Source organism: Streptomyces varsoviensis, assembly GCF_000718635.1.
Lineage (GTDB): Bacteria > Actinomycetota > Actinomycetes > Streptomycetales > Streptomycetaceae > Streptomyces > Streptomyces varsoviensis.
This window is the reverse complement of sequence record NZ_JOBF01000007.1, coordinates 269,803-295,724: the sequence shown is the minus strand read 5'-3', so window position 1 is coordinate 295,724 and position 25,922 is coordinate 269,803. Positions and strand designations below refer to the sequence as shown.

Here is a 25,922-nt window from a genome sequence, read left to right as displayed (position 1 = left end):
CTTCAATGCGTACGGTCCGACCGAGGCGACGGTGAACTGCCTGGAGTACCGGCTGGCGCCGGGGGAGCCGACGCCGTCCGGCCCCGTGCCGATTGGTCGTCCGTTCGCCAATACGCGGGCGTATGTGCTGGATGGGTCATTGCAGCCGGTGCCGGTGGGTGTTCCCGGTGAGCTGTACGTAGCGGGTGTGGTCCTGGCCCGTGGCTATCACGGCCGGGCGGGGCTGACGGCCGAGCGGTTCGTCGCCGATCCGTACGGGTCGGCCGGTGGGCGGATGTATCGCACGGGGGATGTGGTGCGGCGTCGCGCGGACGGTGACATCGAGTACGTGGGGCGCGCGGACGATCAGGTCAAGCTGCGCGGCTTCCGCATCGAACTCGGCGAGATCGAGGCGGCGTTGGCCGGTCACCCGTTGCTGTCGCGGGCCGCCGTAGTGGTCCGCGAGGATGAGGCCGGTGACAAGCGGCTCGCCGCGTACGTCGTGACCGAGGCGTCGCCTGCTCCGGATGCCGCTGAACTCCACGCCTACGTTTCCGCGGCGCTCCCCGAGTACATGGTGCCCTCGGCCTTCACGGTCCTCGACGCCCTGCCGCTGACGCCCAACGGCAAGCTGGACCGCAAGGCCCTGCCCGTCCCCGACTACGGCACTCAGGCGCTGCCGGCAGCCTCCGCCCCCGCTCCACGCGGGCCGCGCTCGCCGCAGGAGGAGATCCTGTGCGGGCTGTTCGCGGAGATTCTGGGAGTGGCGCGGGTCGGCGTCGATGAGGACTTCTTCGAGCTGGGCGGGCATTCGCTGCTCGCCATCCGGCTGGTGAGTAGGGCCCGTTCGACGCTGGGTGTGGAGATGGCGATCCGTCAGCTCTTCGAGACCCCGACCGTGGCCGCTCTCTCCGAAGCCCTCGACGCGGCGGCGGGCGGCGAGGCGCGTCCCGCCGTCGTGCCCATGGAGCGGCCGGAGCGGCTGCCCCTGTCCTTCGCGCAGCAACGGCTGTGGTTCCTCCACCAGATGGAGGGCCCGAGCGCCACGTACAACATGCCGACAGCGCTGCGGCTCAAGGGCAAGCTGAACCAGCGGGCCCTGACCGCTTCACTGGCCGACGTCGTGGCGCGGCACGAGAGCCTGCGTACGGTGTTCGCCGAGGACGCCGAGGGCAGCTACCAGGTGATTCTCGCCCCGGCCGAGGCGCGCCCGGTCATGGAGGTCGTACGGGCCGAGGCCGCCGATGTGCGGCAGCGCGTCGCCGAGGCCGCCCGCCGTCCGTTCGACCTGACGGCCGAGATCCCCCTGCGGACCTGGCTATTCGAGGTGGGCCCGGATGAGCACGTCCTGCTGTTCTTGGTGCACCACATCGTCACGGACGGCTGGTCGGACCTCGTACTCGCCCGCGACGTGGCGCGCGCCTACGCCGCCCGGTGCGCGGGCGAGCCCCCGCTGTGGGAGCCGCTGCCCGTGCAGTACGCCGACTACGCCCTGTGGCAGCGTGAACTGCTGGGCAGCGAGGGCGATGCCGACAGCCTGGCGTCCCGTCAACTCACCTACTGGAAAGACGCTTTGGCGGACCTACCGGAGGAGCTGGAACTGCCGCGCGACCGGCCTCGCCCGGCGGCGGCGACCTACCGCGGGGAGACCGTCGCCTTCGGCCTGGGGGCCGAGCTGCACGCCGGGCTCGCTGCTCTGGCGCGGGAGAGCCGCGCCAGCCTCTTCATGGTCGTCCAGGCCGCCGTCTCCACCCTGCTGTCGAAGCTCGGCGCGGGCGCGGACATCCCGATCGGCACGCCCATCGCCGGCCGCACGGACGACGCGCTCGACGAACTGGTCGGGTTCTTCGTCAACACGCTCGTCCTGCGTACCGACGTGTCCGGCGACCCGACGTTCGCCGAGCTGGTCGAGCGCGTACGGGAGACGGACCTGGCGGCGTACGCGCATCAGGACGTGCCGTTCGAGCGGCTGGTCGAGGTGCTGAACCCGGCCCGCTCGATGTCCCGGCACCCGCTGTTCCAGACGATGCTGATGTGGAACAACAACGAGTCCGGCGGCTCGGCCGGCCGTGACGCCGTCGGCCTGCCGGGCGTCGAGGTCACGGGCGAGCAGGTGAGCATGGAGTTCGCCAAGTTCGACCTGGCGTTCAACCTCGCCGAGCGGCATGACGCGGCGGGCGCGCCGGAGGGCATGGACGGCGTCATCGAGTACAGTGCCGACCTGTTCGACCGCGCGACGGTCGAAGGGTTCGCGCGGCGGCTCGTGCGCGTGCTGGAAGCGGCCGTCGAGACGCCCGGCGCCCCCGTCAGCACCATCGACGTGCTGGACGCCGCCGAGCGGCGGCGGGTGCTCGTCGAGTGGAACGACACCGCCCGTGACACGCCACGGGAGACGCTGTCCGCGCTCTTCGAGGCTCAGGCGGCGCGTACGCCGGATGCGGTGGCGTTGGTTTTCGAGGGTGTGGAGGTTTCGTACCGGAGCTGTCGGGTCTCGACCTCGCCGGGTACTCGACGGCGGACCTTCAGCCCGCCGCGCTGCCCTCGCAGGCGGCGTACGCCATCTACACCTCGGGCTCGACAGGTCGCCCGAAGGGCGTCGTGGTGCCGGACTCGGCGCTGGTGAACTTCCTCGACTCGATGCAGTCGCGATTCCAACTCACCTCGAATGACCGGCTGTTGGCGGTGACGACCGTCGGCTTCGACATCGCCGGTCTGGAGCTGTACCTGCCGCTGCTGGCCGGTGCCGGGCTCGTCCTCGCCTCCCGGGAGACCGTCAAGGACCCGGCCGAGCTGGCCGCCCTCGTGAAGCAGTCCGGCGCCACGGCCGTACAGGCCACCCCGAGCCAGTGGCACGCGCTGCTGGAGGCGGGGGCCGACCTCTCCGGCGTGCGGGTGCTGGTCGGCGGCGAGGCGCTGCCGGCCGATCTGGCGAGTGGACTGGTGAATGCCGGGCGGTCGGTGACCAATCTCTACGGTCCGACGGAGACGACGATCTGGTCGACGGCCTCGGAGGTCGAGGCGTCCGGCGCGGGTGTGTCGATCGGTCGGCCGATCGCGAACACGCGGGTGTACGTGCTGGACGCCGGGCTGCGGCCGGTCGCGCCCGGCGTCGCGGGTGAGCTGTATATAGCGGGTGACGGCCTGGCGCGCGGCTACCACCGCCGCCCGGACCTGTCGGCGGAACGCTTCGTGGCCGATCCGTACGGGCCGGCCGGGGCGCGGATGTACCGTACGGGCGACCTGGTGCGCTGGGCGTCTCAGGGAGACCTGGAGTACATCGGCCGTACGGACTTCCAGGTCAAGGTCCGCGGCTTCCGCATCGAACTCGGCGAGATCGAGGCCGTGTTGACCGCTCACGGCGATGTCTCGCGCGGTGCGGTCGTGGTGCGCGAGGACGCCCCCGGCGACAGGCGGCTCGTCGCCTATGCCGTACCGGCCGTCGAGGGCGCGGCCCCCGAGGCGGGCGCGCTGCGCGGACACATCGCGGCGTCGCTGCCCGACTACATGGTGCCCGCGGCCGTCGTCATCCTCGACGCGCTGCCGCTGACGCCCAACGGCAAATTGGACCGACATGCTCTGCCCGCGCCCGACTACGGGGCCGTGAGCGCCGGCCGGTCGCCCCGGACGCCGGAGGAGGAGACGCTGGCCGGCCTGTTCGCCGAAGTCCTCGGGGTTTCCGGAGTGACCATCGACGACAGTTTCTTCGACCTCGGCGGCCACTCGCTCCTCGCGACCCGCCTCGCCAGCCGGGTCCGCTCGGCGCTCGGCAAGGAGATGAGCATCCGCGCCTTCTTCGAAGCGCCCACGGTCGCGGGCCTCGCGAGCAGCCTGGCCGGGCAGCAGGCGGCCAAGGCCCGCCCGGCGCTGCGCCGCCGCACCGAGAACAAGGAGAACTCGTGATTCCGCTGTCCTTCGCGCAGCGTCGGCTGTGGTTCCTCCACCAGTTGGAGGGCCCCAGCGCGATCTACAACATCCCCACCGCGCTGCGCCTGACCGGGGAACTGGACCGGTCGGCCCTGCGCGCCGCCCTGGCCGATGTCGTGACGCGGCACGAGACCCTTCGCACGCTCTTCGCCGACGGCCCCGAAGGTCCACACCAGGTGATCCTCGACGCGCGGGACGCCTGCCCCGAGCTGACCGTGGTCCCGGTCGACGCGCGGGAGCTGCGTCGCGAGCTGGAGGCGGCGGCCCGCCATGCCTTCGATCCGCTCGCCGAAGCCCCGCTGAAGGCGACGCTCTTCGAGACGAGCCCCTACGACCACGTGCTGCTGATCCTCGTACACCACATGGCGGGTGACGGCTGGTCGATCCCCGTGCTCGTACGCGACCTGCTCACCGCCTACGCGGCCCGACGCGCGGGTGGCGAACCGGAGTGGGACGAACTGCCCGTCCAGTACGCGGACTTCACCGTCTGGCAACAGGAAGTCCTCGGCTCCGAGGACGACCCCGACAGCGTCATCAGCCGCCAACTCGCCTACTGGCAGGCCACGCTGGACGGGCTCCCGGAGGAGCTGGAGCTGCCTACGGACCGGCCGCGCCCGGCCACCGCCTCCTACCGCGGCGACACCCTCCCCATCGAGGTGCCGGCCGCCGTGCACGAAGGGCTCGTGGCCCTGGCGCGGGAGAGCCGCGCCAGCGTGTTCATGGTGGCGCAGGCGGCGCTCGCGGCCCTCCTGTCGAAGCTGGGCGCGGGCGACGACGTGCCGATCGGCACGCCCATCGCGGGCCGTATGGACGACGCGCTGGAGGGCCTGGTCGGGTTCTTCGTCAACACGCTCGTGCTGCGCGCCGACCTCTCCGGCAACCCTTCCTTCCGCGATCTGGTGGGCCGGGTCCGGGAGGCGGACCTGGCCGCGTACGAGCATCAGGACCTGCCGTTCGAGCGGCTGGTCGAGGTGCTGAACCCGGCCCGCTCGATGTCCCGGCACCCCCTCTTCCAGACCCTGCTGACCTGGAACAACAACGACGAGAGCCAGGCCCGCGCGGCGGCCGACCGGACGGCGGGGCTCACGGTCGCCGAGCACCCGACGGGCAGCGGGTTCGCGCGGTTCGACCTCTCCTTCACCCTGGGCGAGCAGTACGGCCCCGACGGCCGGCCCGCCGGGCTGCTGGGCGCGCTGAACTACAGCACCGATCTGTTCGACCGCGCGACGGCCGAGGCGATCGCCGAACGGTTCGTCCGGGCGCTCGCGGGCCTCGTCGCCGCCCTCGACGCGCCGATCGCCCGGCTCGACGTCCTCGCCGACGCCGAGCGGCGGCGGGCGCTGGTGGAGCGGAACCACACCGCGCGCGACGTTCCGCGGGAGACGGTCGCGGAGCTCTTCGAGGCTCAGGCGGCGCGTACGCCCGACGCCGTGGCGTTGGTTTTCGAGGGCGTGGAAATTTCGTACGGGGAGCTGAACGCCCGTGCCAATCGGCTGGCGCGGCATTTGGTGGAGCGGGGTGCGGGCCCGGAGCGGTTCGTGGCGGTGGTGCTGCCGCGCTCGGTCGAGCTCGTCGTGTCGCTGCTGGCGGTGTTGAAGTCGGGTGCGGCGTACGTGCCGGTGGACCCGGAGTTCCCGCAGGACCGCATCGACTACGTCCTGAAGGACTCGCGGCCCGTCCTGACCCTGACCGAGGCGGAGCTGTCGGGCCTCGACCTCGGCGCGTACTCGGCGGAGAACCCCCAGCCCGCCGCGCTGCCCTCGCGGGCGGCGTACGCGATCTACACCTCGGGCTCCACGGGCCGCCCGAAGGGCGTCGTGGTCCCGGATTCGGCGCTGGTCAACTTCCTCTCCTCGATGCAGTCACGATTCCAACTAGCTTCAGAAGACCGCTTGTTGGCAGTCACCACCGTCGGCTTCGACATCGCCGGTCTGGAGCTGTACCTCCCGCTGCTGGCCGGTGCCGGGCTCGTCCTCGCCTCCCGTGACACCGTGAAGGACCCCGCCGCGCTGACCGAGCTGATGAAGCTCTCCGGCACCACCGTCATGCAGGCCACCCCCAGCCTGTGGCACGCGGTCGCCGAGACGGGAGCGGATCTGTCGACCGTGCGGGTGCTGGTCGGCGGCGAGGCGCTGCCGGCCGATCTGGCGAGCGGGCTGGTGAATGCCGGGCGGTCGGTGACCAATCTCTACGGTCCGACGGAGACGACGATCTGGTCGACGGCCTCGGAGGTCGAGGCGTCCGGCGGGGCGGTGTCGATCGGTCGGCCGATCGCGAACACGCGCGTGTATGTGCTGGACGCCGGGCTGCGGCCGGTCGCGCCCGGCGTGGCGGGTGAGTTGTATATAGCGGGTGACGGTCTGGCGCGCGGCTACCACCGTCGCCCGGATCTGACGGCGGAGCGGTTCGTGGCCGATCCGTACGGGCCGGCCGGGGCGCGGATGTACCGGACGGGCGACCTGGTGCGCTGGGCGTCTCAGGGAGACCTGGAGTACATCGGCCGTACGGACTTCCAGGTCAAGGTCCGCGGCTTCCGCATCGAGCTCGGCGAGATCGAAGCCGTGCTCACCGCCCGTGCGGACATCGCCCGCGCCGTCGTGATCGTGCGCGAGGACCAGCCCGGGGACAAGCGGATCGTCGCCTACCCGGTCCCCGCGGACGGCGCGGCGCCCGACCCCGCCGCGCTGCGCAAGCACGTGGCCGCGGCGCTGCCCGACTACATGGTGCCCTCCGCCTTTCTCGCCCTCGACGCGCTGCCGCTCACGCCCAACGGCAAGCTGGACCGACGAGCTCTGCCCGCCCCCGAATACGGCGTCGACAAGGCCGGACGCGCGCCGCGCACCCCGCAGGAGGAGATCCTGTGCGGGCTGTTCGCCGAGGTCCTTGGCGTGCCGCGGGTCACCGTCGACGACAGCTTCTTCGACCTCGGCGGCCACTCGCTGGCCGCGATCCGCCTCGCCGGGCGCATCCGCACCACCTTCGACGCGGAGATGAGCGTCCGCCGGCTCTTCGAGACGCCGACCGTCGCCGGGCTGGCCGAGGCGATCGGCACGGGCGGCGGCGCCCGGACCCCCCTCGTGGCGCGGGAGCGGCCCGAGCGCGTACCCGTCTCCTTCGCGCAGCGGCGGCTGTGGTTCCTCAACCAGTTGGAGGGCCCCAGCGCCACGTACAACATCCCGACCACCCTCCGACTGTCCGGCGCTCTGGACGCCGACGCGCTGCGCGCCGCGCTCGGCGACGTGGTGGCGCGCCACGAGAGCCTGCGCACCGTCTTCGGCGAGGACGCCGACGGCCCGTACCAGCGGGTCCTGGACCCGAGGCACGCGCGGCCCGAGCTGACGCCCGTACACATCACCGAGGCGGGGCTGGAGGAGGAGCTGCGCCGCGCGGCGCGCCACGGCTTCGACCTCGCCGCCGAACTCCCGCTGCGCGCCTGGCTGTTCCGTACGGGGGCGGACGAACACGTCCTGATGGTCCTCGTGCACCACATCGTGAGCGACGGCGGCTGGTCGACGCCGCTGCTGGTGCGCGACCTCACCACGGCCTACACCAGCCGCTCCACGGGGCGGGCGCCCGACTGGGCGCCGCTGCCGGTGCAGTACGCCGACTACACCCTGTGGCAGCGCGACCACCTCGGCTCCGACGAGGACCCCGAAAGCCCGATCTCCCGTCAGCTCGCCTACTGGGAAACGGCGTTGGCCGACCTGCCGGAGGAGCTGGGGCTGCCGACCGACCGGCCCCGGCCGGCCGAGACGTCCTACCGCGGCGACACCGTGCCGATCGCGATCCCCGCCGCCCTGCACCAGCGCCTGGAGGCGCTGGCCCAGGAGAACCGGGCCAGCCTCTTCATGGTGATGCAGGCCGCGCTCGCGGCGCTGCTGACGAAGCTGACCGGCGGCACGGACATCCCCCTGGGCACGCCCATCGCGGGCCGCACCGACGACGCGCTGGAGGACCTGATCGGGTTCTTCGTCAACACGCTCGTCCTGCGCACCGACACCTCCGGCAACCCCTCCTTCACCGATCTGATCGCCCGCGCGCGGGAGACGGACCTGGCGGCGTACGCGCACCAGGACGTGCCCTTCGAGCGGCTGGTCGAGGCGGTCAACCCGGCCCGGTCGATGGCGCGGCACCCGCTCTTCCAGACGATGCTGGCGTTCAACAACGTCGACCAGCGGGCGGCCCTGGGGGAGCGGGGCGGCCAGCTTCCCGGGCTGAGCGTCACCGGCCACCGCGTCGGCACCGGCATCGCCCAGTTCGACCTCCGCTTCGCCCTCGCCGACGGGCGGGCGGCCGACGGTACGCCCGACGGCATCAACGGCATCATCGAGTACAGCACCGACCTGTTCGACCGGGCGTCCGTACAGCGGATCGGCGAGCGGTTCGTGCGGCTGCTGGAGGCGGTGGCGGTCGCGCCGGAGCTGCCGGTCGGCCGGGTGGACGTGCTCGGCGAGGATGAGCGCCGCCGGGTGCTGGAGGAGTGGAACGACACCGCGGCCGAGGTGCCGCGGGCGACGCTGCCCGCACTCTTCGAGGCGCAGGCGGCCCGTACGCCCAACGAGACGGCTGTCATGTGCGGTGAAGTCGCGTACACCTACGCGGAGTTGAACGAGCGCGCCAACCGGCTCGCGCACCACCTGATCGCGCTGGGCGCGGGGCCCGAAGAGTTCGTGGGGATCTCCCTGCCGCGCTCGGAACGCACCATCGTGTCCCTCCTCGCCGTGCTCAAAGCGGGGGCGGCGTACGTACCGGTCGATCCGGCGTACCCGGCCGACCGCATCGCCTACCTCCTGGCGGACGCCGCGCCCGCCCTGTTGATCACGGACAGGGAGGTGGCGTCGCGGCTGCCGCAGGGCGATGGCGGCCCGACGCGGCTGGTGCTCGACGACCCGCCGACCACGCGGGCCATCGAGGGCCGCCCGACCGCCGACCCCACGGACGCCGACCGCGCCGCCGCGCTGTCCCCGCTCCACCCGGCCTACGCGATCTACACGTCAGGTTCCACGGGCGTACCGAAGGGAGTGGTGGTGCCGCATGAGAAGGTCGCGGATCTGGCGGCGTGGGCGGCGGCGGAGTTCGGCGCCGAGGAACTGGCTCATGTGGTGGCGTCCACGTCCCTCAATTTCGACGTCTCCGTCTTCGAGATGTTCGGGCCGCTGCTCTCGGGCGGCTCCATCGAGGTCGTACGGGACCTGCTCGCACTCGCGGACGGCTCCCGGCCGGCCGTGGCCGCCGGTCTGGTGAGCGGCGTCCCCGGGCCGACGGAGGCCACGGTGTACGCGGCGGCGTGGTTCTCCCGTTCGGGTGCGGCGGGTGCGCCGCCGATCGGGCGCCCCATCCGCAACACCCGGCTCTACGTGCTGGACGCCGGGCTGCGTCCGGTCGCGCCGGGTGTGGCGGGGGAGCTGTATATCGCGGGCGAGGGGCTGGCGCGTGGTTACCACGGGCGTCCGGGGCTCTCGGCGGAGCGGTTCGTCGCCTGGTGCGGTGGAGTGCCGAGGGCGAGCTGGAGTACATCGGGCGTACGGACTTCCAGGTGAAGGTCCGGGGCTTCCGCATCGAACTCGGCGAGATCGAGACGGCGTTGGACCGTTCTCCCTTGGTCGCGCACAGCGCCGTCGTGGTGCGCGAGGACCGGCCGGGCGACAAGAGGCTCGTGGCGTATGTGGTGGCGGCCGAAGGGGCGGAGCCGGACGCGGGCGTGCTGCGCCGCCATGTGGGGGAGGCGCTGCCGGACTACATGGTGCCGTCCGCCGTCGTCATGCTCGACGCGCTGCCGCTGACGCCCAACGGCAAGCTCGACCGCAAGGCGCTGCCCGCACCCGACTACGCCGCCGCCGAGAGCGCTGGGCGCGAGCCGCGCACCCCGCAGGAGGAGATCCTGTGCGGGATCTTCGCCGACGTGCTCGGCGTGGAGCGGGTCACCGTCGATGACGACTTCTTCGAGCTGGGCGGCCACTCGCTCCTCGCGACGCGGCTCGCGTCCCGCGCCCGTACGGCCCTCGGCACCGAACTGTCGGTACGTCAGCTCTTCGAACGGCCCACGGTCGCGGCGCTCGCCGCCGCGCTGTCCGAGTCCGCGTCCGCCGCCGGGCGGGCCCCGCTCGCGGCGCGCGACCGGCCCGAGCGGCTTCCGCTGTCGTACGCGCAGCAACGCCTGTGGTTCCTGCACCAGTTGGAGGGGCCCAGCCCGACGTACAACGTGCCGACCGGTATCCGGCTGTCCGGCACGCTGGACACCGAAGCCCTGCGGTCCGCGTTCGCCGATGTCGTGGCGCGGCACGAGACCCTGCGCACGGTCTTCGCGGAGGACGCCGAAGGCCCGTACCAGCGCGTCGTGACGGAGTGCGGGCCAGCGCCGGAGCTGACGGTCGTCGCCACGACCGAGGACGGTCTCGCGGACGAGCTGGCGCGGGCCGCGCGGCACGCCTTCGACCTGACCCGCGAACCGCCGCTGCGCGGCTGGCTGTTCGAGACCGGCCCCGGCGAGCGTGTCCTGCTGATACTGGTGCATCACATCGCCACGGACGGCTGGTCGATGCCGCTCCTCGTCCGCGACCTGACGGCCGCTTACACGGCGCGTACGACCACTGGGCGGGCGCCCGGCTGGGCGCCGCTGCCGGTGCAGTACGCGGACTACACCCTGTGGCAGCGCGACATCCTCGGCTCCGAGGACGACCCCGAGAGCGCCATCTCCCGGCAACTCGCCTATTGGCAGCGCCAACTCGCCGACCTGCCAGACCAGTTGGAGATACCCGCCGACCGTCCGCGCCCGACGGAGACCACCTACCGGGGCGACGAGGTCGCCTTCGAGGTCCCCGCCGCCGTGCACGCGGGGCTCGTGGAGGTGGCGCGCGCCACCCAGTCCAGCGTGTTCATGGTGGTCCAGGCCGCCCTGGCCGCTCTGCTGGCCAAACTCAGCGGCTCCACGGACGTGCCCGTGGGCACCCCCGTCGCGGGCCGCACCGATGACGCCCTGGAAGACCTCGTCGGGTTCTTCGTGAACACCCTCGTCCTGCGCACGGACGTGTCGGGCGACCCGGCCTTCACCGAACTGGTGGGCCGGGTGCGGGAGACGGCGCTCGCCGCCTACGCGCACCAGGATGTGCCGTTCGAGCGGCTGGTCGACGTGGTCAGGCCGGTCCGGTCGATGTCCCGGCACCCGCTCTTCCAGACCATGCTGGCCTTCAACACCTCCAACACCACGGAGAGCCGGAAGGGGGCGGCCCCGGCCTTCGGCGTCGCCCCGGCTTCCGGCGCCGCGCCGGACCTGACGGTCACCGGCCTCCGCGTCGGCACCGGCGTCGCCCGCTTCGACCTGCTGTTCTCGCTCGGGGAGCGGCCGCCGGCCGACGGCGCGCCGGCGGGCATCGGCGGCGTGCTGGAGTTCAGCACCGACCTCTTCGACCGCGAGACCGCGCGGACCCTCGCCGGCCGCCTGGTGAGCGTGCTCACCGCCGTGGCCGCCCGGCCGGACCTGCCGCTCAGCGCCGTCGACGTCCTCGAACCCGCCGAGCGGCGGCGCGTGCTGGAGGAGTGGAACGACACCGCCCTCCCGGTGCCCGAAGCGTCGCTGCCGGAGCTGTTCGAGGCGCAAGCGGCCCGTACCCCGGACGCGGTGGCCGTCGTCTTCGAGGACGCGGAGGTCTCGTACGCGGAGCTGAACGCGCGCGCCAACCGGTTGGCCCGGCTGCTCATCGAACGCGGGGCGGGTCCGGAGCGGTTCGTGGCGGTGGCCCTGCCGCGCTCCATCGACCTCGTGGTCTCCCTGCTCGCCGTCGTGAAGGCGGGGGCCGGCTATGTGCCCGTCGACCCGGCGTACCCGGCCGACCGCATCGCCCACATGCTGGCCGACATCGCCCCCGTACTGGTACTGACCAGCGAGGACGCCGCCCGCGCCCTGCCGCCCGCCGACGCGGACGGCGCGCCCCGGCTCGTACTGGACGGACCGGACCTCGCGGCGCCGACCGACGGGGACGGCGAGGGGCCCGCGCCGGACATCACCGCCGCCGAGCGGCCCGCGGCGCTGCTGCCCGACCACCCCTCGTACGTCATCTACACCTCGGGGTCCACGGGGCGGCCGAAGGGCGTCGTGATGACCGTCGGCGCGCTGAAGAACCTGTTGACCTGGCACGCGGCGGAGCTGCCGAGCCCGCCGGGCACCCGCGTCGCGCAGTTCACCGCCGTCAGCTTCGACGTGTCCGTGCAGGAGATCCTCTCCGCCCTGCTGCACGGCAAGACGCTGGTTGCCTGCCCCGAGGCGGTGCGCCGCGATCCGGAACGGCTCGTCGGCTGGCTGGAGCGCCACCGGGTGGCGGAGCTGCACGCCCCGAACCTCGTGATCGACGCCCTGTGCGAGGCGGCCGAGGAGCGCGGCGCGCGCCTGCCCGACCTCAAGCGGCTCGTGCAGGGCGGTGAGGCGCTGACGCTCGGCGGCGCGGTGCGCGCCTTCCACGGCCGGGGCGCGGACCGGCGGCTGCACAACCACTACGGGCCGTCGGAGACCCACGCCGTGACGGCGTACACCCTGCCCGAGGACGTCACGGGCTGGCCGGGCGTCGCCCCCATCGGGCGGCCGATCGCCAACTCGCGGGCGTACGTGCTGGACGGCGCGCTGCGCCCCGTGGCGCCGGGCACCGCCGGCGAGCTGTACCTGGCGGGCGCGGCCCTGGCCAGGGGCTATGTCGCGCGGCCGGGGCTGACGGGGGAGCGGTTCGTCGCCGACCCGTACGGACCGGCCGGCACGCGCATGTACCGCACGGGCGACCTGGTGCGGTGGAACGCGCGGGGGCGGCTGGAGTATCTGGGCCGCACCGACCACCAGGTCAAGGTGCGCGGCTTCCGCATCGAGCTGGGCGAGATCGAGGCGGCGCTCGCCTCCCACCCGCACGTCGCCCGTGCCGCCGTCGCCGTGCATGAGGCGGGGCCCGGCGGCAAGCGCCTCGTCGCCTACGTCGTGCCCGCCGAGGGCGCGGCGCCGAGCCCCGGCGAGCTGCGCGAGCACGTCGGAGCCGCGCTGCCGGACCACATGGTGCCGTCCGCGTTCCTGACCCTCGACGCGCTGCCGCTGCGCCGGAACGGCAAGCTGGACCGTACGGCGCTGCCCGCGCCCGACGTCGCGGCGGCCTCCAGCGGCCGGGAGCCCCGGACGCCGCGCGAGACGGCGCTGTGCGCCCTGTTCGCCGAAGTGCTCGAAGTCGACCGGGTCACCGTCGACGACAGCTTCTTCGAACTCGGCGGCCATTCGCTGCTCGCGGCCCGACTGGTGAGCCGGGTACGGTCCGCGCTCGGCGTCGAGGCTGCGGTCCGCCAGCTCTTCGCCGCGCCGACCGTCGCCGAGTTCGCCGCCGCCCTGGACGCGGCGGCCTCGGGGGCCTCGGGAGCTCCGGGGGCTTCGGGGACTTCGGGAGCCTCGGGGCAGGAGGCGGACTCGCACGCGGTGCTGCTGCCGCTGCGTACCGGCGGATCGCGGCCGCCGCTCTTCTGCGTTCACCCGGGCGCCGGGCTGAGCTGGTGCTACGCCGCGCTGCTGGCGCACATCGGGCCCGAACACCCGGTGTACGGGCTCCAGGCGCGCGGCATCGGCAAGCCGGAGCCGCTGCCCGCGACCGTCGAGGAGGCGGCCGCCGACTACCTGGCCCACCTGCGCGCCGTACAGCCCGAGGGCCCGTACCGGCTGCTGGGCTGGTCCATCGGCGGGCACATCGCGCACGCCATCGCGACCGAGCTGCAGCGTCAGGGCGAGGAGGTCGAACTGCTGGCCATCCTCGACTCCTTCCCGATGACCTGGCGGCACGGCGAGTCCGTCCCCGCCGAGCGGGAGATCGTGGCCGCGAACCTGCGGGGCATCGGGTTCCCGTTCGAGGAATCGGAGCTCGCGGACGGGGCCTTCCCCGTGGAGCGCTACCGCGAGTTCCTGCGGCGGGGGAACTACGCGATGGCGCATCTCGGCGCGGAGGAGATCCTCGCCATGAAGGACCTGTGGGTGAACAACACGCGTCTGATGTGGGGGTTCACCCCCGGCCGGTTCACCGGCGACGTCATGTTCTTCACCGCCGGGCGTACCGCGGCGGACATCCTGCGGCGGCGCGGTCCTGAGACGTGGCGCCCCTTCGTCACGGGGGAGATCAGGGACCACTTGATCGACTCCGACCATGAGGGAATCATGGTCGAGGACGCCGAGGGCACGTATCTGGTGCTGGTGAACGACGAGGGGCAGCATTCGCTGTGGCCGTCGTTCGTGGAGGTGCCGGCCGGCTGGACCGTGGCGCTTGAGGAATCGGCGCGTCAGGCGTGCCTGGACTACATCAACGAGCACTGGACGGACATGCGTCCCAAGAGCCTCATAGCGGCCATGGACGGCGACGCCGCCTGATCGCGCGGACCAAACGCGAACGGAACGGACCGAACGCGAACGCGCGCGGAACGGACTGAACGCGCACGGAACGAACCGAACGCGCGCGGAACGGACCGACCGCGAACGGAACGGGCCGACCGCCTTGAGCGGTCGGCCCGTTACGTGTCCGGGGCGGCCCCGGACGGTCCCGGACGGTCCCGGACGGCTCCGGATGTCAACGGACCATCGCTGGCGACGAGCCGCCCGGCACGCGCAGCGCCGGAGCGCCCGAGCCGTCCGCCGGTACGGCCCAGATGTCGCTCGTGCCCTTGGCGCGGCCCGGCAGGGCGTACGCGACGGTGCGGTCGTCCAGCCACGCCGCCTGATCGTCGACGCTGCGCCCCTCGGCGAGCGGCGCCTCCCGCATGGTGCGCAGGTCGAGTACGTACAGCCGCCAAGGGTCAGTCGCCCCGGACCGCACCCGCTTCTTGAACACCAGCCGGGTGTTGTCGGGGGAGAGGGAGGGGCACTCCACGTTCTCGCGCAGGGCGCGCGCCTTCCACGTCTTCATGTCCCCTTCGACGAGGTAGGTGTGGCCCTTCGTGGAGACCGTGGCGTAGAAGCGGTTGTCGTCGCGGGCGAAGGAAACGCCCCAGTAGTTGACGTCGGGGGAGTGGTAGCGGCGGCCGCCGAGGGTGAGCTGGATCTCCTCCATGTTCTTGATGAGGTAGCCGGTGCGCGTGTCCAGGATCGAGGTGCGGGTCGAGAAGGACGAGGTGGCGTACGAGTCGCCGGTCGCGAACATCGTCCACGACAGCATCCGGCCCGACGCCGAGACCCGCGCCCGGTTGGGGATGCCGGTCAGCGCGATCCGCCGCTTCTCGCGCAGCCGCCCGTCCAGCACCACGGCGTACGAGGTCGGCGGGATGCCGGGGCGGCGGGTGAGGCACAGGCCGGTGCCGCCCGCCGCGTAGAAGCGCTCGCACGCGGGGCCGCCGGTGGTGCGGTCCGCCGCGGCCACCCCCGGCGCGGCGGGCAGCCGGGCGACGCGGCCGTGGCCCGCGGCCGTGCTGCGGAAGTAGAGGTTCCCGGCGTCGAGGCCGAACGCGGAGGCGGTCTCCTCCGGTTCGGCCCGGTGCGCGGCGCCGACCGTGTAGACGGCGGCGACGGTGGCGAGCACGACGGCCGCCGCCGCGACGGCGATCACTTTGGCGCGCGTCGACGCCGCCGCGAACGGGGTACGGGCGCCGTCCCGGCCGCGCCGGTCAGGGACGACGGGCGTCACGTCCGGCACTTCGGTCACACCGGTCTCGTCGCTGCTCAAGGGCGGTGGTGCGGGCATGGGCGTCACACCCTCCTTTCGAGGCGGCGGAGCAGAACGGCCGAGCAGGCCAGCGCGGCGGCCAGCGCCAGTACGGCGGTGATGAGCGCGGGCCGTACGCCCCACAGCGTCCAGGCCGCGCCGAACCCGGCGGCGGCGAGCAGCCGGGCCAGCGCCTGGCCCGTCTGCAACAGGGCCATGCCGCTCGCGCGCCCGGCGGCCGGCAGCACCGGCCCGGCCAGCGCCATCAGCACCCCGTCGGTCGCCGCGTAGAACACCCCGATCAACAGCAGGACGCCGACCAGCAGCAACGCCCCGGCACCGGTCGTGAGTAGCAGCAGATACGCGCCGAGCAGCGCCGCGTGCCCGCACAGGAAGGGCACCCGGCGGCCGACGCGGTCCCCGAGCCGTCCGGCGGGCACGGCGAGCGAGAGGTAGACGGCGGCGGCCCCCAGCGGCAGCAGCGGGAACCAGCGCACCGCGAAGTCAAGTTGCCTCTGGAGCAGCAGATAGACGAACGCGTCCCCGATGGTGGCCGCGCCGAGCAGCGCCGCCGCGCCCAGGATGCGGCGGAAGGCGGGGTCGCGGAACGGATCGAGGATCTTGGGGCGGGCGGGACCGGGCTCCGGGATGGTTGGGCCGGGCTCCGGGGCGGTTGAGCCGGACTCCGGGGCGGTTGGGGCGGCGTCCGGAACGGCTGGGGCGGGCGTCGGCGCGTACCGCCGCGTCGGCAGCGCCTCGCGGCCCGGCACGAAGGCGACCAGCATCAGCACGCCCAGCAGCCCGACGCAGAAGCTGACGACGAAGACGGCGTCGTACGCGTCGGCGGTCGCCCACAGCAGGGCGAACGCGGCGAGCGGGCCGAGCAGCGCGCCCGTGGTGTCCATGGCGCGGTGCACGCCGAAGGCCCGGCCCAGCGCGTCGGGCGGGCTGCTGAGCGAGATGATCGCGTCGCGCGGCGCGGTCCGTACGCCCTTGCCGATCCGGTCGGCGGCGAGCGCCGCGCCGATGCCCAGCGTGCCGCCGCCCGCGAGCAGCAGCCCGAGGCGGGACAGTGCGGAGAGGGCGTAGCCGGTGCCGGCGACGAGCTTGTGCCGGTTGCCGCGGTCGGCGGCGTGCCCGCCGACGAGCCGTACGAGCGCGGTGGCCCCGTTGTAGAGGCCGTCGAGGAAGCCGAACTGGAGCGGGGAGAGGCCGAGATGGAGGACGAAGTAGAGCGGCAGCACGGCCGTGACCATCTCGGAGGAGATGTCGGTGACGAGGCTGACCGAGCCGAGGGCGAGGACGGGGCCGGCGACGCGGCCGCGCGACACCTTGCGTGTCGCCTCGGCCGCGCCCGTGGTCGCGAGGTACATCAGGGGCGTCCGGGGCCCGCTCAGCGGCAGGTGTAGGACGGGCTGGTGTCCTTGGTCTTGCCGTCCGTGCCGATGAGTTCCCAGGAGTAGCCGTCGTCCGTGAAGTTCAGCTTCACCACGCCGAACGTCTTGGTGAGCCGCTTCTCGCTGTTCGGCTGGACTTCCTCGATCTTGTACGGGTTGGCGCCGCCCATCCCGCCGACCAGCTCGACCAGGCCGTTCGGGTCGGCCTTGCCGTCCGCGTTCTGCGGCGCGAACCGCTCGTAGTGGTGGTCGTGGCCGTTGAGCACCAGCTCGGCCTTGGCGTCGAGGAGCATCTTCCAGACGGGCCTGCTGACCGGGTCGTTGCCGTGCTCGCCGGAAGAGTAGAGCGGGTGGTGCCAGTAGGCGGCCACGCACTTCTTGGAGTTGGCGGCGAGGTCCGCCTTGAGCCAGTTGATCTGCTCGGACTTGTCGAGGCTGTTGGAGTCCAGCGCGATGAAGTGCCAGTTCTGGTGGTCGAAGCTGTAGTAGGGCTTGCCCTTGGGGTAGGCGATGGAGCCGAAGTAGGACTTGTAGCCCTTGAGCGCGCCGTCCGGGTCGTACGTCTCGTGGTTGCCCGCGATCGGATGGGTCTTGTCCTTGAACGCGCCCCAGGTCTTGTCGTAGTACTTCTGGAAGTCCTTGAGCCGGGCGTCGTCGTACTGGTTGTCGCCCATGGTCATGACGAACGCCGGGTTGATCTTCTTGACCAGCGCGGCGGTCTTGGGGTGCACGCAGCTACTGCTGCTCGCGGTGCACTGCTCGGCGATGTCGCCCGCGGCCACGGCCGTGAAGCCGGCGGCCTTCGCCCCGGCGGCGCGGCCGGTCGCGGCGTCCGCCCGGCCGCCCGGCGACCACAGCAGCGCGCCGCCGATCAGCGCGAGGGCGGCTCCCGCGGCCACGGGGACGGTGATCCGGGCGTTTCTGACGAGCGGTTTCCTGGCGTGGGGGGTGGGCGTCATGTCCGTCTCCTCGGTAGGCGGGCGAGCCGATGCGAGGAATAGTGACGACACCACATGTACGCGTCAAGAACTCTGGACGAACTATTGTTAGGAAACTTTCCTACCCCGACCGCCGCGCCCCCGGCGCGTCCCTCCTAGCCCAACTCGACCTCGTAGAAGCAGTAGTGGTCCTTGATCCGGGCCACGCCGTCCTTCGGCTCCGGGTAGGCCCACACCAGATCCCGCGGCCCGCCGTCGAGCGACCAGTAGGAGGCGGTGCCCTTGAACGGGCAGTACGTGTGGGTCTCGGACGGCGTCAGCAGCTCGGTGCGTACGTCCTCCGGCGGCAGGTAGTAGCGCACCGGCAGCCCGGTCTCGTGCAGCAGGAGCGGCCGGCTGCTGTCGGCGAGCACCTGGCCCTCGTGCACGACCCGTACGCGCTCGTCGCCCTGCTCGATCTCGATGTGGTGTCCCTGGGGTGCCATGCCCGTGCCTTCCGTTCGGGGCCGCCCGCGCGGGGGCGAGCCAGCGGTCGTCTGCCGGCAAGTCTCGCAGCCCCGCCGCGCGCCGGGCGCGGTCCCCGCGCCCCAGCCCTCCACGGTCGAAGACGGCAGGCGACGGATCTCCCTGCTCGGCAGCGGCCGGCCTGAGGCCGGGCGGCTCGCGGTTTCCGGGGCCGGACCGGTCGCTAGGCTGTCCGGATGACCAAGCCGTCGCCCCCGCCCCTGACCCTGGACGCCGCCCGGGACCTTCAGCGCATGCTCCCAGCCGAGATCGGGCCGGGACTCGGCGAGCGGGAACTCGACGCCATCGAGGCGCGGTTCGGCTTCACGTTCTCGGCGGACCACCGGATCTTCCTCGCCGCCGGACTCCCGCACGGGTCACGGGAGTGGCCCGACTGGCGCCACGGCGACCCCGAAGACCTCGCCGGGCAACTCGCTCAACCGGTCGAGGGCGTGCTCTTCGATGTCGAGTACAACCACTTCTGGCATCCCGACTGGCGCCCGAGACCCGCGAAGCCGTCCGACGCGCTGCGCGTCGCGCGGTCCGAACTGGCGACCGTACCGCGACTGATCCCCGTCTACGCCCACCGCTACCTGCCCGGCGCCGCGGGCGAATGCGGCCACCCGGTCCTGTCCGTCCACCAGACCGACATCAGCATCTACGGGAACGACCTCACCGACTACATACGGCACGAATTCACCGGCCGGGCGAGCTCTCTCCTCGCCCACGCCACTGTCGGTTTCTGGTCGTACTTCGTCAACGGCAGCCCCGGAACCGATGTCACCGCACCCACTCCGCACAGCCCCTGCGCCGTCAGCGCACAGGAGGCGGTCGAGTACCTGCGGATGCTGGCACTGGAGCGCCTCATCGGCCGCCGGCACTTCCCGCACCAACTGATCGAGGCAGGGCTCACGGCACTGGTCCTCGACGTCGACACGGAGTCGCTTCCCCTGCTCGCCGGGCTCGTGCGCGCCGAGCACGACAGCGCCGACGCGCTCTTCGACCAGGTACTGACCGAACTCGGCCTGCCCGAAAGCCTGCCCAAGGATGACACCGGCCTCCCCTGGGAGGCGGCACGCTGGGAACTCGTGCGCTGGTGGCTCCAACTGATCGTGAAGAAAAACCTGGCCCCCGGAGCCGGCGGTGACGTGATCACATACGAGGGGTGGGACGCACTGGCTCAGCCTCCGTCGCTCCAGCCGCTGGTCGACACGGTCGACGCGTACAACAGCTCACAAACGGCCGAACGCGAGCAGGCGATCGTCGCCGAGGCCCAACGGCTGCTCGCCGGCCCCTGGCCGCCTGTGGACTGACCTCCCGGACACAGCGGCACCGGCTGAGCCATGCACCACCGCCGCCTCACCGACGAGGCCCCCCGACTGGCGCGGAGCCCGAGCAAGGACCCGACGCCACACACCGGATGAAACGCTCGGTCAGTGCTCGCCCTCACCGGTGAGGAAGGAGGCGAGCAGGGCTCGCTTGTCCGGTTTGCCGCCCGGGGTGGTGGGGGCCTCCCGGATCACGGTGAGCGTCGCCGGGACGCTCGCCTCGCCCAGTTCGGCCGCGACGCGGGCGCGGAGGGCGGCGAGGTCCGGGGCGCGGCCCGCGACGGGGACGACGAAGGCGTGCGCGGCCTCGCCCGTACGCTCGTCGGGCGCGCCGGCCACGTACGCCTGGTCCACGTCGGGGTGGCCGGCCAGGCACTGCTCGATGGCACCGGCGTAGTGGAGCACGGCGTTGACGATGATGACGTCCCGGATGCGCCCGGTCAGCCGCAGCAGGCCGTCGTCGCCCAGGTGTCCGAGGTCGCGGGTGCGTACCCAGCCGTCGCGCAGCACCTCGCGGGTCTGCTCCTCGTCCTGCCAGTAGCCGGCCATGGCGCTGTCGGTGCGGGCCCAGATCTCGCCGGTCGCCCCGGTGGGCAGCGGCCGGCCCTCGGGGTCGCGGACGCTGAGTTCGACGGTGTCCAGGGGGCGGCCGACGGTCGTCCGCGCCAGGGCCTCCTCGCGCGGCAGGCGGGCCAGTTCGCCGGGGGTGAGGAGGGTGAGCATGCCGGTCTCGGTCTGCCCGTACGCGTGGTGGACCGCGGGACCCAGCCGCTCGACGGCCGCGGCGAGCCGGTGCGGGGCCAGCGGGGAGCCCGCCACGAGCAGGGCGCGCAGGCTGCTGGTGTCGACGTGTTCGGTGCGCAGGGTGTCGAGGACGTGGTGCAGCCGGGGGACGGTCAGCAGGCAGGCGGTGATCCGGTGCCGCTCGAAGACCTGGGGGAACTCCAGCGGGGGAGCGGGGATGACGGCGGTGCCACCGCCGAGCAGGCTCAGCCCCAGGTGCTCGAAGATCACGGCGCTGGTGAGGGTGCCGAAGAGGAGGTAGCGCGCGTAGCCCGCAGCCAGTTCGGCGGTGCGCGCGGTCCAACGGGCGGGCTGCCAGGCCCAGTTGCGGGTGAGGCTCCGATAGGTCTGCGCGCATCCCTTCGGCCGGCCGGTGCTGCCGCTGGTGAGGTTGATCAGCGCGATGTCGTCGGGGCGGCCCTGTGCGGTGAGTTGGCCGGGGGTGGCGGCTTCGGCACTCGGGACCAGCAGGTCGGATTCCAGGCGAATATGGGTCGTCTCCTTTGCGGACGGGGGGAGTTGGAGGCCGCCCGTGCTCTCGTCGGTGACGATCGTGCCGGTTTCGTCGGTCAGCACCCGGCTGAGTTGATGGGGCGTCAGCCCCGGTGGCAGGCCGGTCACCCGGCAGCCCAGCAGGTGGGCCGCGATGCGCAGGGCGAACGCCTCGGGGGTGACGGCGGTCGCGAGCGTGAGGGGCCGGCCGGGGCCCAGCCCGGCCGCGCGCAGCCCGTGCGCGCACCGGCCGATCAGCTCCAGGACCTCGGCGCGGGGGACCGGACGCGAGCGGTATTCGAAGGCCGGGACGTCCGGCCGGGCTCGGAAGGCGTCGATGAGGGGCTGCGGGAAAGGGGATTCTGCCGAATGATCCACTTTTGTTTCCGCTCCGGGGTGCGAATGGCTGGAATGCGCCGTGATCCCACCGGCCCGATGCGGTGGGATCGGGGCGGCGCAATGGGCCGGAGGGCCGCTCACAAGTTATCGCCAACGGACTTCGCAGCCATCGGAAGTTGGTGTGATGTAGGTCACAAAAACGCGGTCTGGTGTCGTTCTTTAACTATCAAGTACTGTCGTTCCACTCTCCCCGCCGAACAGGAGAAAACAATGACCACTGAAGAATCGGTCGACTACCTCATTGTCGGTGGCGGACCCGCCGGATTACAGGCGGGATATTTCCTGGGACGAGCGGGGCGAAGCTACCTCATCGTGGAATCCGGAACCGCCCCGGGTACGTTCTTCACACGCTTCCCGCGACACCGCACCCTCATATCCATCAACAAGGTGCACACCACCTCGGACGACCCCGAGCGCAGGATGCGCACCGACTGGAACTCGCTCCTCAGTGACGAGCGCGCCCCCCTCTTCACCACCTACACCGAACGCTATTTCCCGGCCGCCGACGACTATGTCCGCTACCTCGCCGACTACGCCGCCGAGCACCGGCTGCGCATCCGCTACGGCACCCGCGTCACCGAGATCACCCGCCCCGACGACGACTTCGTCGCCCGCGCCGAGGACGGCAGCGCCTACCGCGCGAAGCGGCTCATCATGGCCACCGGCTTCACCCGCCCGTACGTGCCCGACATCGAGGGCGTGGAGACGGCGGAGCGCTACGACGAGGTCACCATGGACGCCGCCGACTTCACCGGCTCCCGCGTCCTGATCATCGGCCGCGGCAACTCCGCCTTCGAGACCGCCGACCACCTCACGGAGAAGGCCGCGGTCATCCACGTCGCGGGACCCGGCTCGCTGAAACTCGCCTGGCAGACCCACTTCGTCGGCCACCTCCGCGCCGTCAACAACAACTTCCTGGACACGTACCAGCTCAAATTGGAAAACGCGCTGCTGGACGGCCGCATTCAGCGCATAGAGCGGCACGCCGACTCCTCCTATACCGTGGCGGTCGCCTTCGACCGGGTGAACGAAATCGTCAAGGAGATACATTACGACCGGGTGATCCTGGCCACCGGATTCCGCTTCGACGCCTCGCTGCTCGCCCCGGAATGCCGACCGGAAATGGTCATCAACGACAGATTCCCGGCGCTCAACGACGCCTGGGAATCGACGAAGGTGCCCGACCTGTACTTCGCTGGAACCATCACGCAGTCCCGGGACTTCAAGAAAACCACCAGCGGATTCATTCACGGCTTCCGGTACAACGTCCGGGCCCTGCACCGCATCCTCGAACAGCGCTATCACGGCCGCCACTGGCCCACCCGCGACCTCCCCGGCACGCCCGAGGCGGCCACCGACGCCGTGATCGAGCGCGTCAACCGCAGCTCCGCGCTCTTCCAGCTCTTCGGATTCCTCGCCGACGCCGTCCTCGTCGGCCCGGACGGCACGCTGCGCTACTGCGAGGAAGTCCCCGTCGACCACCTCCACCGGGCCGTCGCCGACGGCCGCTTCGGCGACGTCGACAGCTACGCCGCCATCACCCTCGAATACGGCGCCGACCACGACCTGGTCAACCCGTTCGACATCACCGCGGGCCGCGTCTCCCAGCAGTCCACCAGCGGACTCGACGGCCGCTACCTGCACCCCGTCGTCCGCTACCACCGGGCCGGCGGCGACGGCGAGCCCATCGGCGAACACCACCTCACCGAGAACCTGGAGAACGAGTGGAACAGCGAGGACGTGCACCGCGCCCCGCTGCTCTCCTTCCTGCGCACCCGACTCGACGGCCGGCTCCAGGCCCGCCGGCCGTGATCCCCACCCTGGCGGACCTGCGCGAACAGGCGCGAAAACGGCTCGCCCCCGCCCATGACGACTTCTTCGCCGGAGGCGCCGCCGACGAACGCGCCGCGCGGGAGAACGAACGCGCCTTCCACCGCCTCGCGCTGCTGCCCCGCGTGCTGCGCGGGGCAGCCCACCGGGACCTGACCCTGGCCCTCCTCGGCGACCGGCTCACCATGCCCGTCCTCGTCTCGCCCACCGCCTTCCACCGCCTCGCCCACCCCGAGGGCGAACGCGCCACCGCCCGCGCCACGGCGGCGGCCGGCACCGTCCTGATCGCCTCCATGGCCTCGACCGTGCCGGTCGCCGAGGTCACCGCCGCCGCCCGCGCCGTACGCGCCGACGCGCCCGTATGGTTCCAGCTCTACCTCCAGCCCGAACCCGACATCACCCGCGCCCTCGTCGACCGGGCCGAACAGGCGGGCTGCACCGCCCTCGTCATCACCGCCGACTCGCCGGTCTTCGGCCGCCGCGAACGCGACGCCCGCAACGGCTTCGACGACCTGCCGCCCGGCCTCGCCACCGAGAACATGCGCCACCTCCCCGGCGCCGACGGCGACCGCCCCCGCGACATCGCCATGTCGCCCGCGCTCTCCTGGGACGACCTGCGCCGACTGCGCGCCCACACCACGCTGCCCGTCGTCCTCAAGGGCGTACTCCACCCCGCGGACGCCCGCATCGCCGTCGCCGAGGGCATCGACGCGCTGCTCGTCTCCAACCACGGCGGCCGCCAGCTCGACGCCGCCCCCGCCGCCGTCGAAGCGCTGCCCCGCATCGTGGCCGCGGTCGCCGGACGCGTGCCCGTACTCCTGGACGGCGGCGTCCGCAGGGGCTCCGACGCGGCGATCGCCCTGGCCCTCGGCGCCACCGCCGTCGGCATCGGCCGCCCCGCGCTGTGGGGCCTCGCGGCCGACGGCGAACGCGGCGTCACGCACGTACTGGAGCTGCTGCGCGCCGAGTTCGACCACGTACTCGCGCTCTGCGGTGGCAGCCGGCCCGCCGACCTCACCCCCGACCTCGTCGTCACCCGCGGCCGGTTCGACGACCAGCCGGGCCTCGGCGGCCCGGAGAGGGGGGCAGCGACGTGACGAGCTGTCAGCGTCCTGCGGGCAGGGGCAGCGATATGACGAGCTGTCAGTGCCCCGCGGACACGAGCGACGACGAGACAGGAGCGAGTACATGACGATCCGCCGTCGCCGACGCGCGGCCGCCGGCGCGTTCACCGCCGCTCTCGCCCTCACCACGCCCTACTGGCTCCCCGGCCTCGTCGTCTCCGCCCGGATGAGGCTCTTCGCCAAGGTCAACGGGGAGGAGGGCATCGCCTTCCCCAACGCCACCGTCGGCGCCGACCGGTTCCAGGAGATCTACTCGCACCCCGCGGCCGGCGGCCGCAGCCGGGGCGCCGCCCTCTCCGACCTCTTCTGGTACTGGCTCGCCCCCGGCGCCGAAGTCCACCAGGAACACCTGGAGAACGGCCCCCGCTACGACGAGGTCGCCCGCACCACCCTCACCATCCTCGCCGGCCCCAGCCAGGACCTGGCGGACGCCGCCGCGCGCAGCGCCGCCCGCGTCCTCGACCAGGCCGTCACCGGCCCCGCCGCCCTCGTACGGCTGCGCGACCTCATGATGCCCGTATGGGCGGAGTTCTTCTACGGACTCGTCTTCCGCGAACCGTGCCCCGCGCACGCCCGGGCGCTCATCGTCGCCAACGCCGAGGACGTCGTGAACTCCCTCAAATGCGTCCGCCCGCGCCATCTGCGCCGCCGCGACCGGCTCACCCGCTATCTGCGCCGCCGGATCGCCGCCGGCGAGGTGCCGCACCGGCTGCCCGCGAGCCTGACCCCGGCCGAACAGGCCTACTACCTCCAGGGCACGTACTTCAACACGGCCGTGGTGCAGATGTCCGAGGCCATGGCGCACCTGCTGCTCGTACTCGCCCAGCACCCCGCCACCCAGGACGCCCTGGCCGCGGACCCGACCGACGAGCGCTACTTCTCCAACGTCCTCAACGAGACCCTGCGGCTCTACCCGCTGTTCGGCGTCGCCCACCGCATCAGCACCGACGACATCCCCCTCGGCGGGGGCGCGGTGCTCCCCGCCGGATCGGTGCTCTGCTTCAACTACCCCGAGTACCACGCCACCGGATACACCGACCCGGAGGTGTTCGACCCCGCCCGCTGGGACCGGCTGACGGCCCGGGAGGCGCACCACATCCCCTTCGGCGTCGCCGCCAACCGCCCCTGCCCCGCCTGGCGGCTCGCCCCCTTGGCGATGCGCGCCGCGACCCGCGAGGTGCTGGAGCGCTTCACGCTCGACTCGCCCGTCTCGCACACCCGCTCCATCCCGCACCGCGCCCCCTGCCTGCTGGTCCGCCGCGGCCGGCCGCTGCCGCGCGGCCGGCTGACGGCCGTACGGACCTTCCTGCGCCTGCGCGACCGGTGGGAGGACGTGGGGCGCGGCTGGGCCCAGCTCGTCCTCGGCGCCTGGATGGTCCTCGACGCCCGCCGACTCCGCCCGGCGGAACGGTACTTCGCCGCCCACGACACCGAGGGGCGCCCACTGGCCACCGCCCCGGCGGCCGGTCCCGTCGCGGAAGGGCCCCCGTCCTCCTGCCCGTATGGCGGGCACGCGAGCTGACCGGCGCGCGCCCCGCACGACCGTCTTTCCGGTTTCCCGCTCCCCTGAGCCGAAGGGCGCACA

Annotated in this window: 12 protein-coding genes and 1 pseudogene; 8 read left to right on the top strand and 5 right to left on the bottom strand. The window is 72.5% G+C overall.

Annotation, left to right across the window (positions count from 1 at the left end; all coding sequences use genetic code 11):
* The 4 genes and pseudogenes from IF55_RS37120 to IF55_RS38490 all read left to right on the top strand — a co-directional run.
* The coding region (locus tag IF55_RS37120; RefSeq protein ID WP_211269985.1) for a condensation domain-containing protein at positions 1-2,602 on the top strand (2,602 nt) is incomplete at its 5' end.
* On the top strand, positions 2,515-3,879 hold the full coding sequence (locus tag IF55_RS40035) for a non-ribosomal peptide synthetase (protein WP_342668303.1): 1,365 nt from the start codon (positions 2,515-2,517) through the stop codon (positions 3,877-3,879). The genes IF55_RS37120 and IF55_RS40035, both read left to right, overlap by 88 nt.
* Positions 3,876-9,443 (top strand): non-ribosomal peptide synthetase, encoded by a 5,568-nt coding sequence (locus tag IF55_RS38495; protein ID WP_052405170.1) that lies wholly within the window; start codon positions 3,876-3,878, stop codon positions 9,441-9,443. Before IF55_RS40035 ends, IF55_RS38495 begins: the two co-directional genes overlap by 4 nt.
* Positions 9,386-14,278 (top strand): annotated as a pseudogene (locus IF55_RS38490) (amino acid adenylation domain-containing protein); the annotation flags it as partial. The gene IF55_RS38495 and the pseudogene IF55_RS38490, both read left to right, overlap by 58 nt.
* A gap of 196 nt (positions 14,279-14,474) precedes the next feature.
* Here the strand turns inward: IF55_RS38490 and IF55_RS13525 are convergent.
* From IF55_RS13525 to IF55_RS13510, 4 genes are all read right to left on the bottom strand, one after another.
* A complete protein-coding gene (locus IF55_RS13525) occupies positions 14,475-15,581 on the bottom strand; it encodes a TolB family protein (RefSeq protein WP_245661183.1) in 1,107 nt (368 codons plus the stop codon).
* A gap of 5 nt (positions 15,582-15,586) precedes the next feature.
* Positions 15,587-16,915 carry an MFS transporter gene (locus tag IF55_RS13520; RefSeq protein WP_030880340.1) on the bottom strand — a complete coding sequence of 443 codons (1,329 nt, stop codon included), beginning with the start codon at positions 16,913-16,915 and terminating at the stop codon, positions 15,587-15,589.
* A 20-nt stretch (positions 16,916-16,935) separates the two neighbouring features.
* Complete coding sequence (locus IF55_RS13515; RefSeq protein ID WP_030880339.1) at positions 16,936-17,898, bottom strand: metallophosphoesterase family protein; 963 nt, start codon at positions 17,896-17,898, stop codon at positions 16,936-16,938.
* 134 nt (positions 17,899-18,032) lie between these two features.
* Positions 18,033-18,362 (bottom strand): DUF427 domain-containing protein, encoded by a 330-nt coding sequence (locus tag IF55_RS13510; protein ID WP_030880337.1) that lies wholly within the window; start codon positions 18,360-18,362, stop codon positions 18,033-18,035.
* A 216-nt stretch (positions 18,363-18,578) separates the two neighbouring features.
* Here IF55_RS13510 and IF55_RS13505 point away from each other — a divergent pair, with 216 nt between their 5' ends.
* The gene (locus IF55_RS13505; RefSeq protein ID WP_245661182.1) at positions 18,579-19,694 is read left to right on the top strand and encodes a hypothetical protein; all 1,116 of its coding nucleotides are present in this window, start codon (positions 18,579-18,581) and stop codon (positions 19,692-19,694) included.
* A 120-nt stretch (positions 19,695-19,814) separates the two neighbouring features.
* On the opposite strand, the gene IF55_RS13500 is transcribed toward IF55_RS13505, so the two are convergent.
* Positions 19,815-21,362 carry a class I adenylate-forming enzyme family protein gene (locus IF55_RS13500; protein WP_030880331.1) on the bottom strand — a complete coding sequence of 516 codons (1,548 nt, stop codon included), beginning with the start codon at positions 21,360-21,362 and terminating at the stop codon, positions 19,815-19,817.
* A 231-nt stretch (positions 21,363-21,593) separates the two neighbouring features.
* Here IF55_RS13500 and IF55_RS13495 point away from each other — a divergent pair, with 231 nt between their 5' ends.
* From IF55_RS13495 to IF55_RS13485, 3 genes are all read left to right on the top strand, one after another.
* A complete protein-coding gene (locus IF55_RS13495; protein WP_030880328.1) occupies positions 21,594-23,195 on the top strand; it encodes an NAD(P)-binding domain-containing protein in 1,602 nt (533 codons plus the stop codon).
* Entirely contained in the window at positions 23,192-24,310 is a 1,119-nt protein-coding gene (locus tag IF55_RS13490; protein ID WP_048831936.1) for an alpha-hydroxy acid oxidase, read from the top strand. The genes IF55_RS13495 and IF55_RS13490 overlap by 4 nt, the downstream gene beginning before the upstream one ends.
* Positions 24,311-24,401: 91 nt before the next feature.
* Positions 24,402-25,859: a cytochrome P450 gene (locus tag IF55_RS13485; protein ID WP_030880323.1), complete on the top strand. Its 1,458-nt coding sequence runs from the start codon at positions 24,402-24,404 to the stop codon at positions 25,857-25,859.
* Positions 25,860-25,922: the final 63 nt, after the last annotated feature.

Bases quoted from the DNA above. Each gene is read 5' to 3' on its own strand.
- IF55_RS13515 (WP_030880339.1), bottom strand. From the start codon at position 17,898: ATGACGCCCACCCCCCACGCCAGGAAACCGCTCGTCAGAAACGCCCGG.
- IF55_RS13510 (WP_030880337.1), bottom strand. From the start codon at position 18,362: ATGGCACCCCAGGGACACCACATCGAGATCGAGCAGGGCGACGAGCGC.
- IF55_RS13505 (WP_245661182.1), top strand. From the start codon at position 18,579: ATGACCAAGCCGTCGCCCCCGCCCCTGACCCTGGACGCCGCCCGGGAC.
- IF55_RS13485 (WP_030880323.1), top strand. From the start codon at position 24,402: ATGACGATCCGCCGTCGCCGACGCGCGGCCGCCGGCGCGTTCACCGCC.
- IF55_RS13520 (WP_030880340.1), bottom strand. From the start codon at position 16,915: ATGTACCTCGCGACCACGGGCGCGGCCGAGGCGACACGCAAGGTGTCG.
- IF55_RS13495 (WP_030880328.1), top strand. From the start codon at position 21,594: ATGACCACTGAAGAATCGGTCGACTACCTCATTGTCGGTGGCGGACCC.
- IF55_RS13525 (WP_245661183.1), bottom strand. From the start codon at position 15,581: ATGCCCGCACCACCGCCCTTGAGCAGCGACGAGACCGGTGTGACCGAA.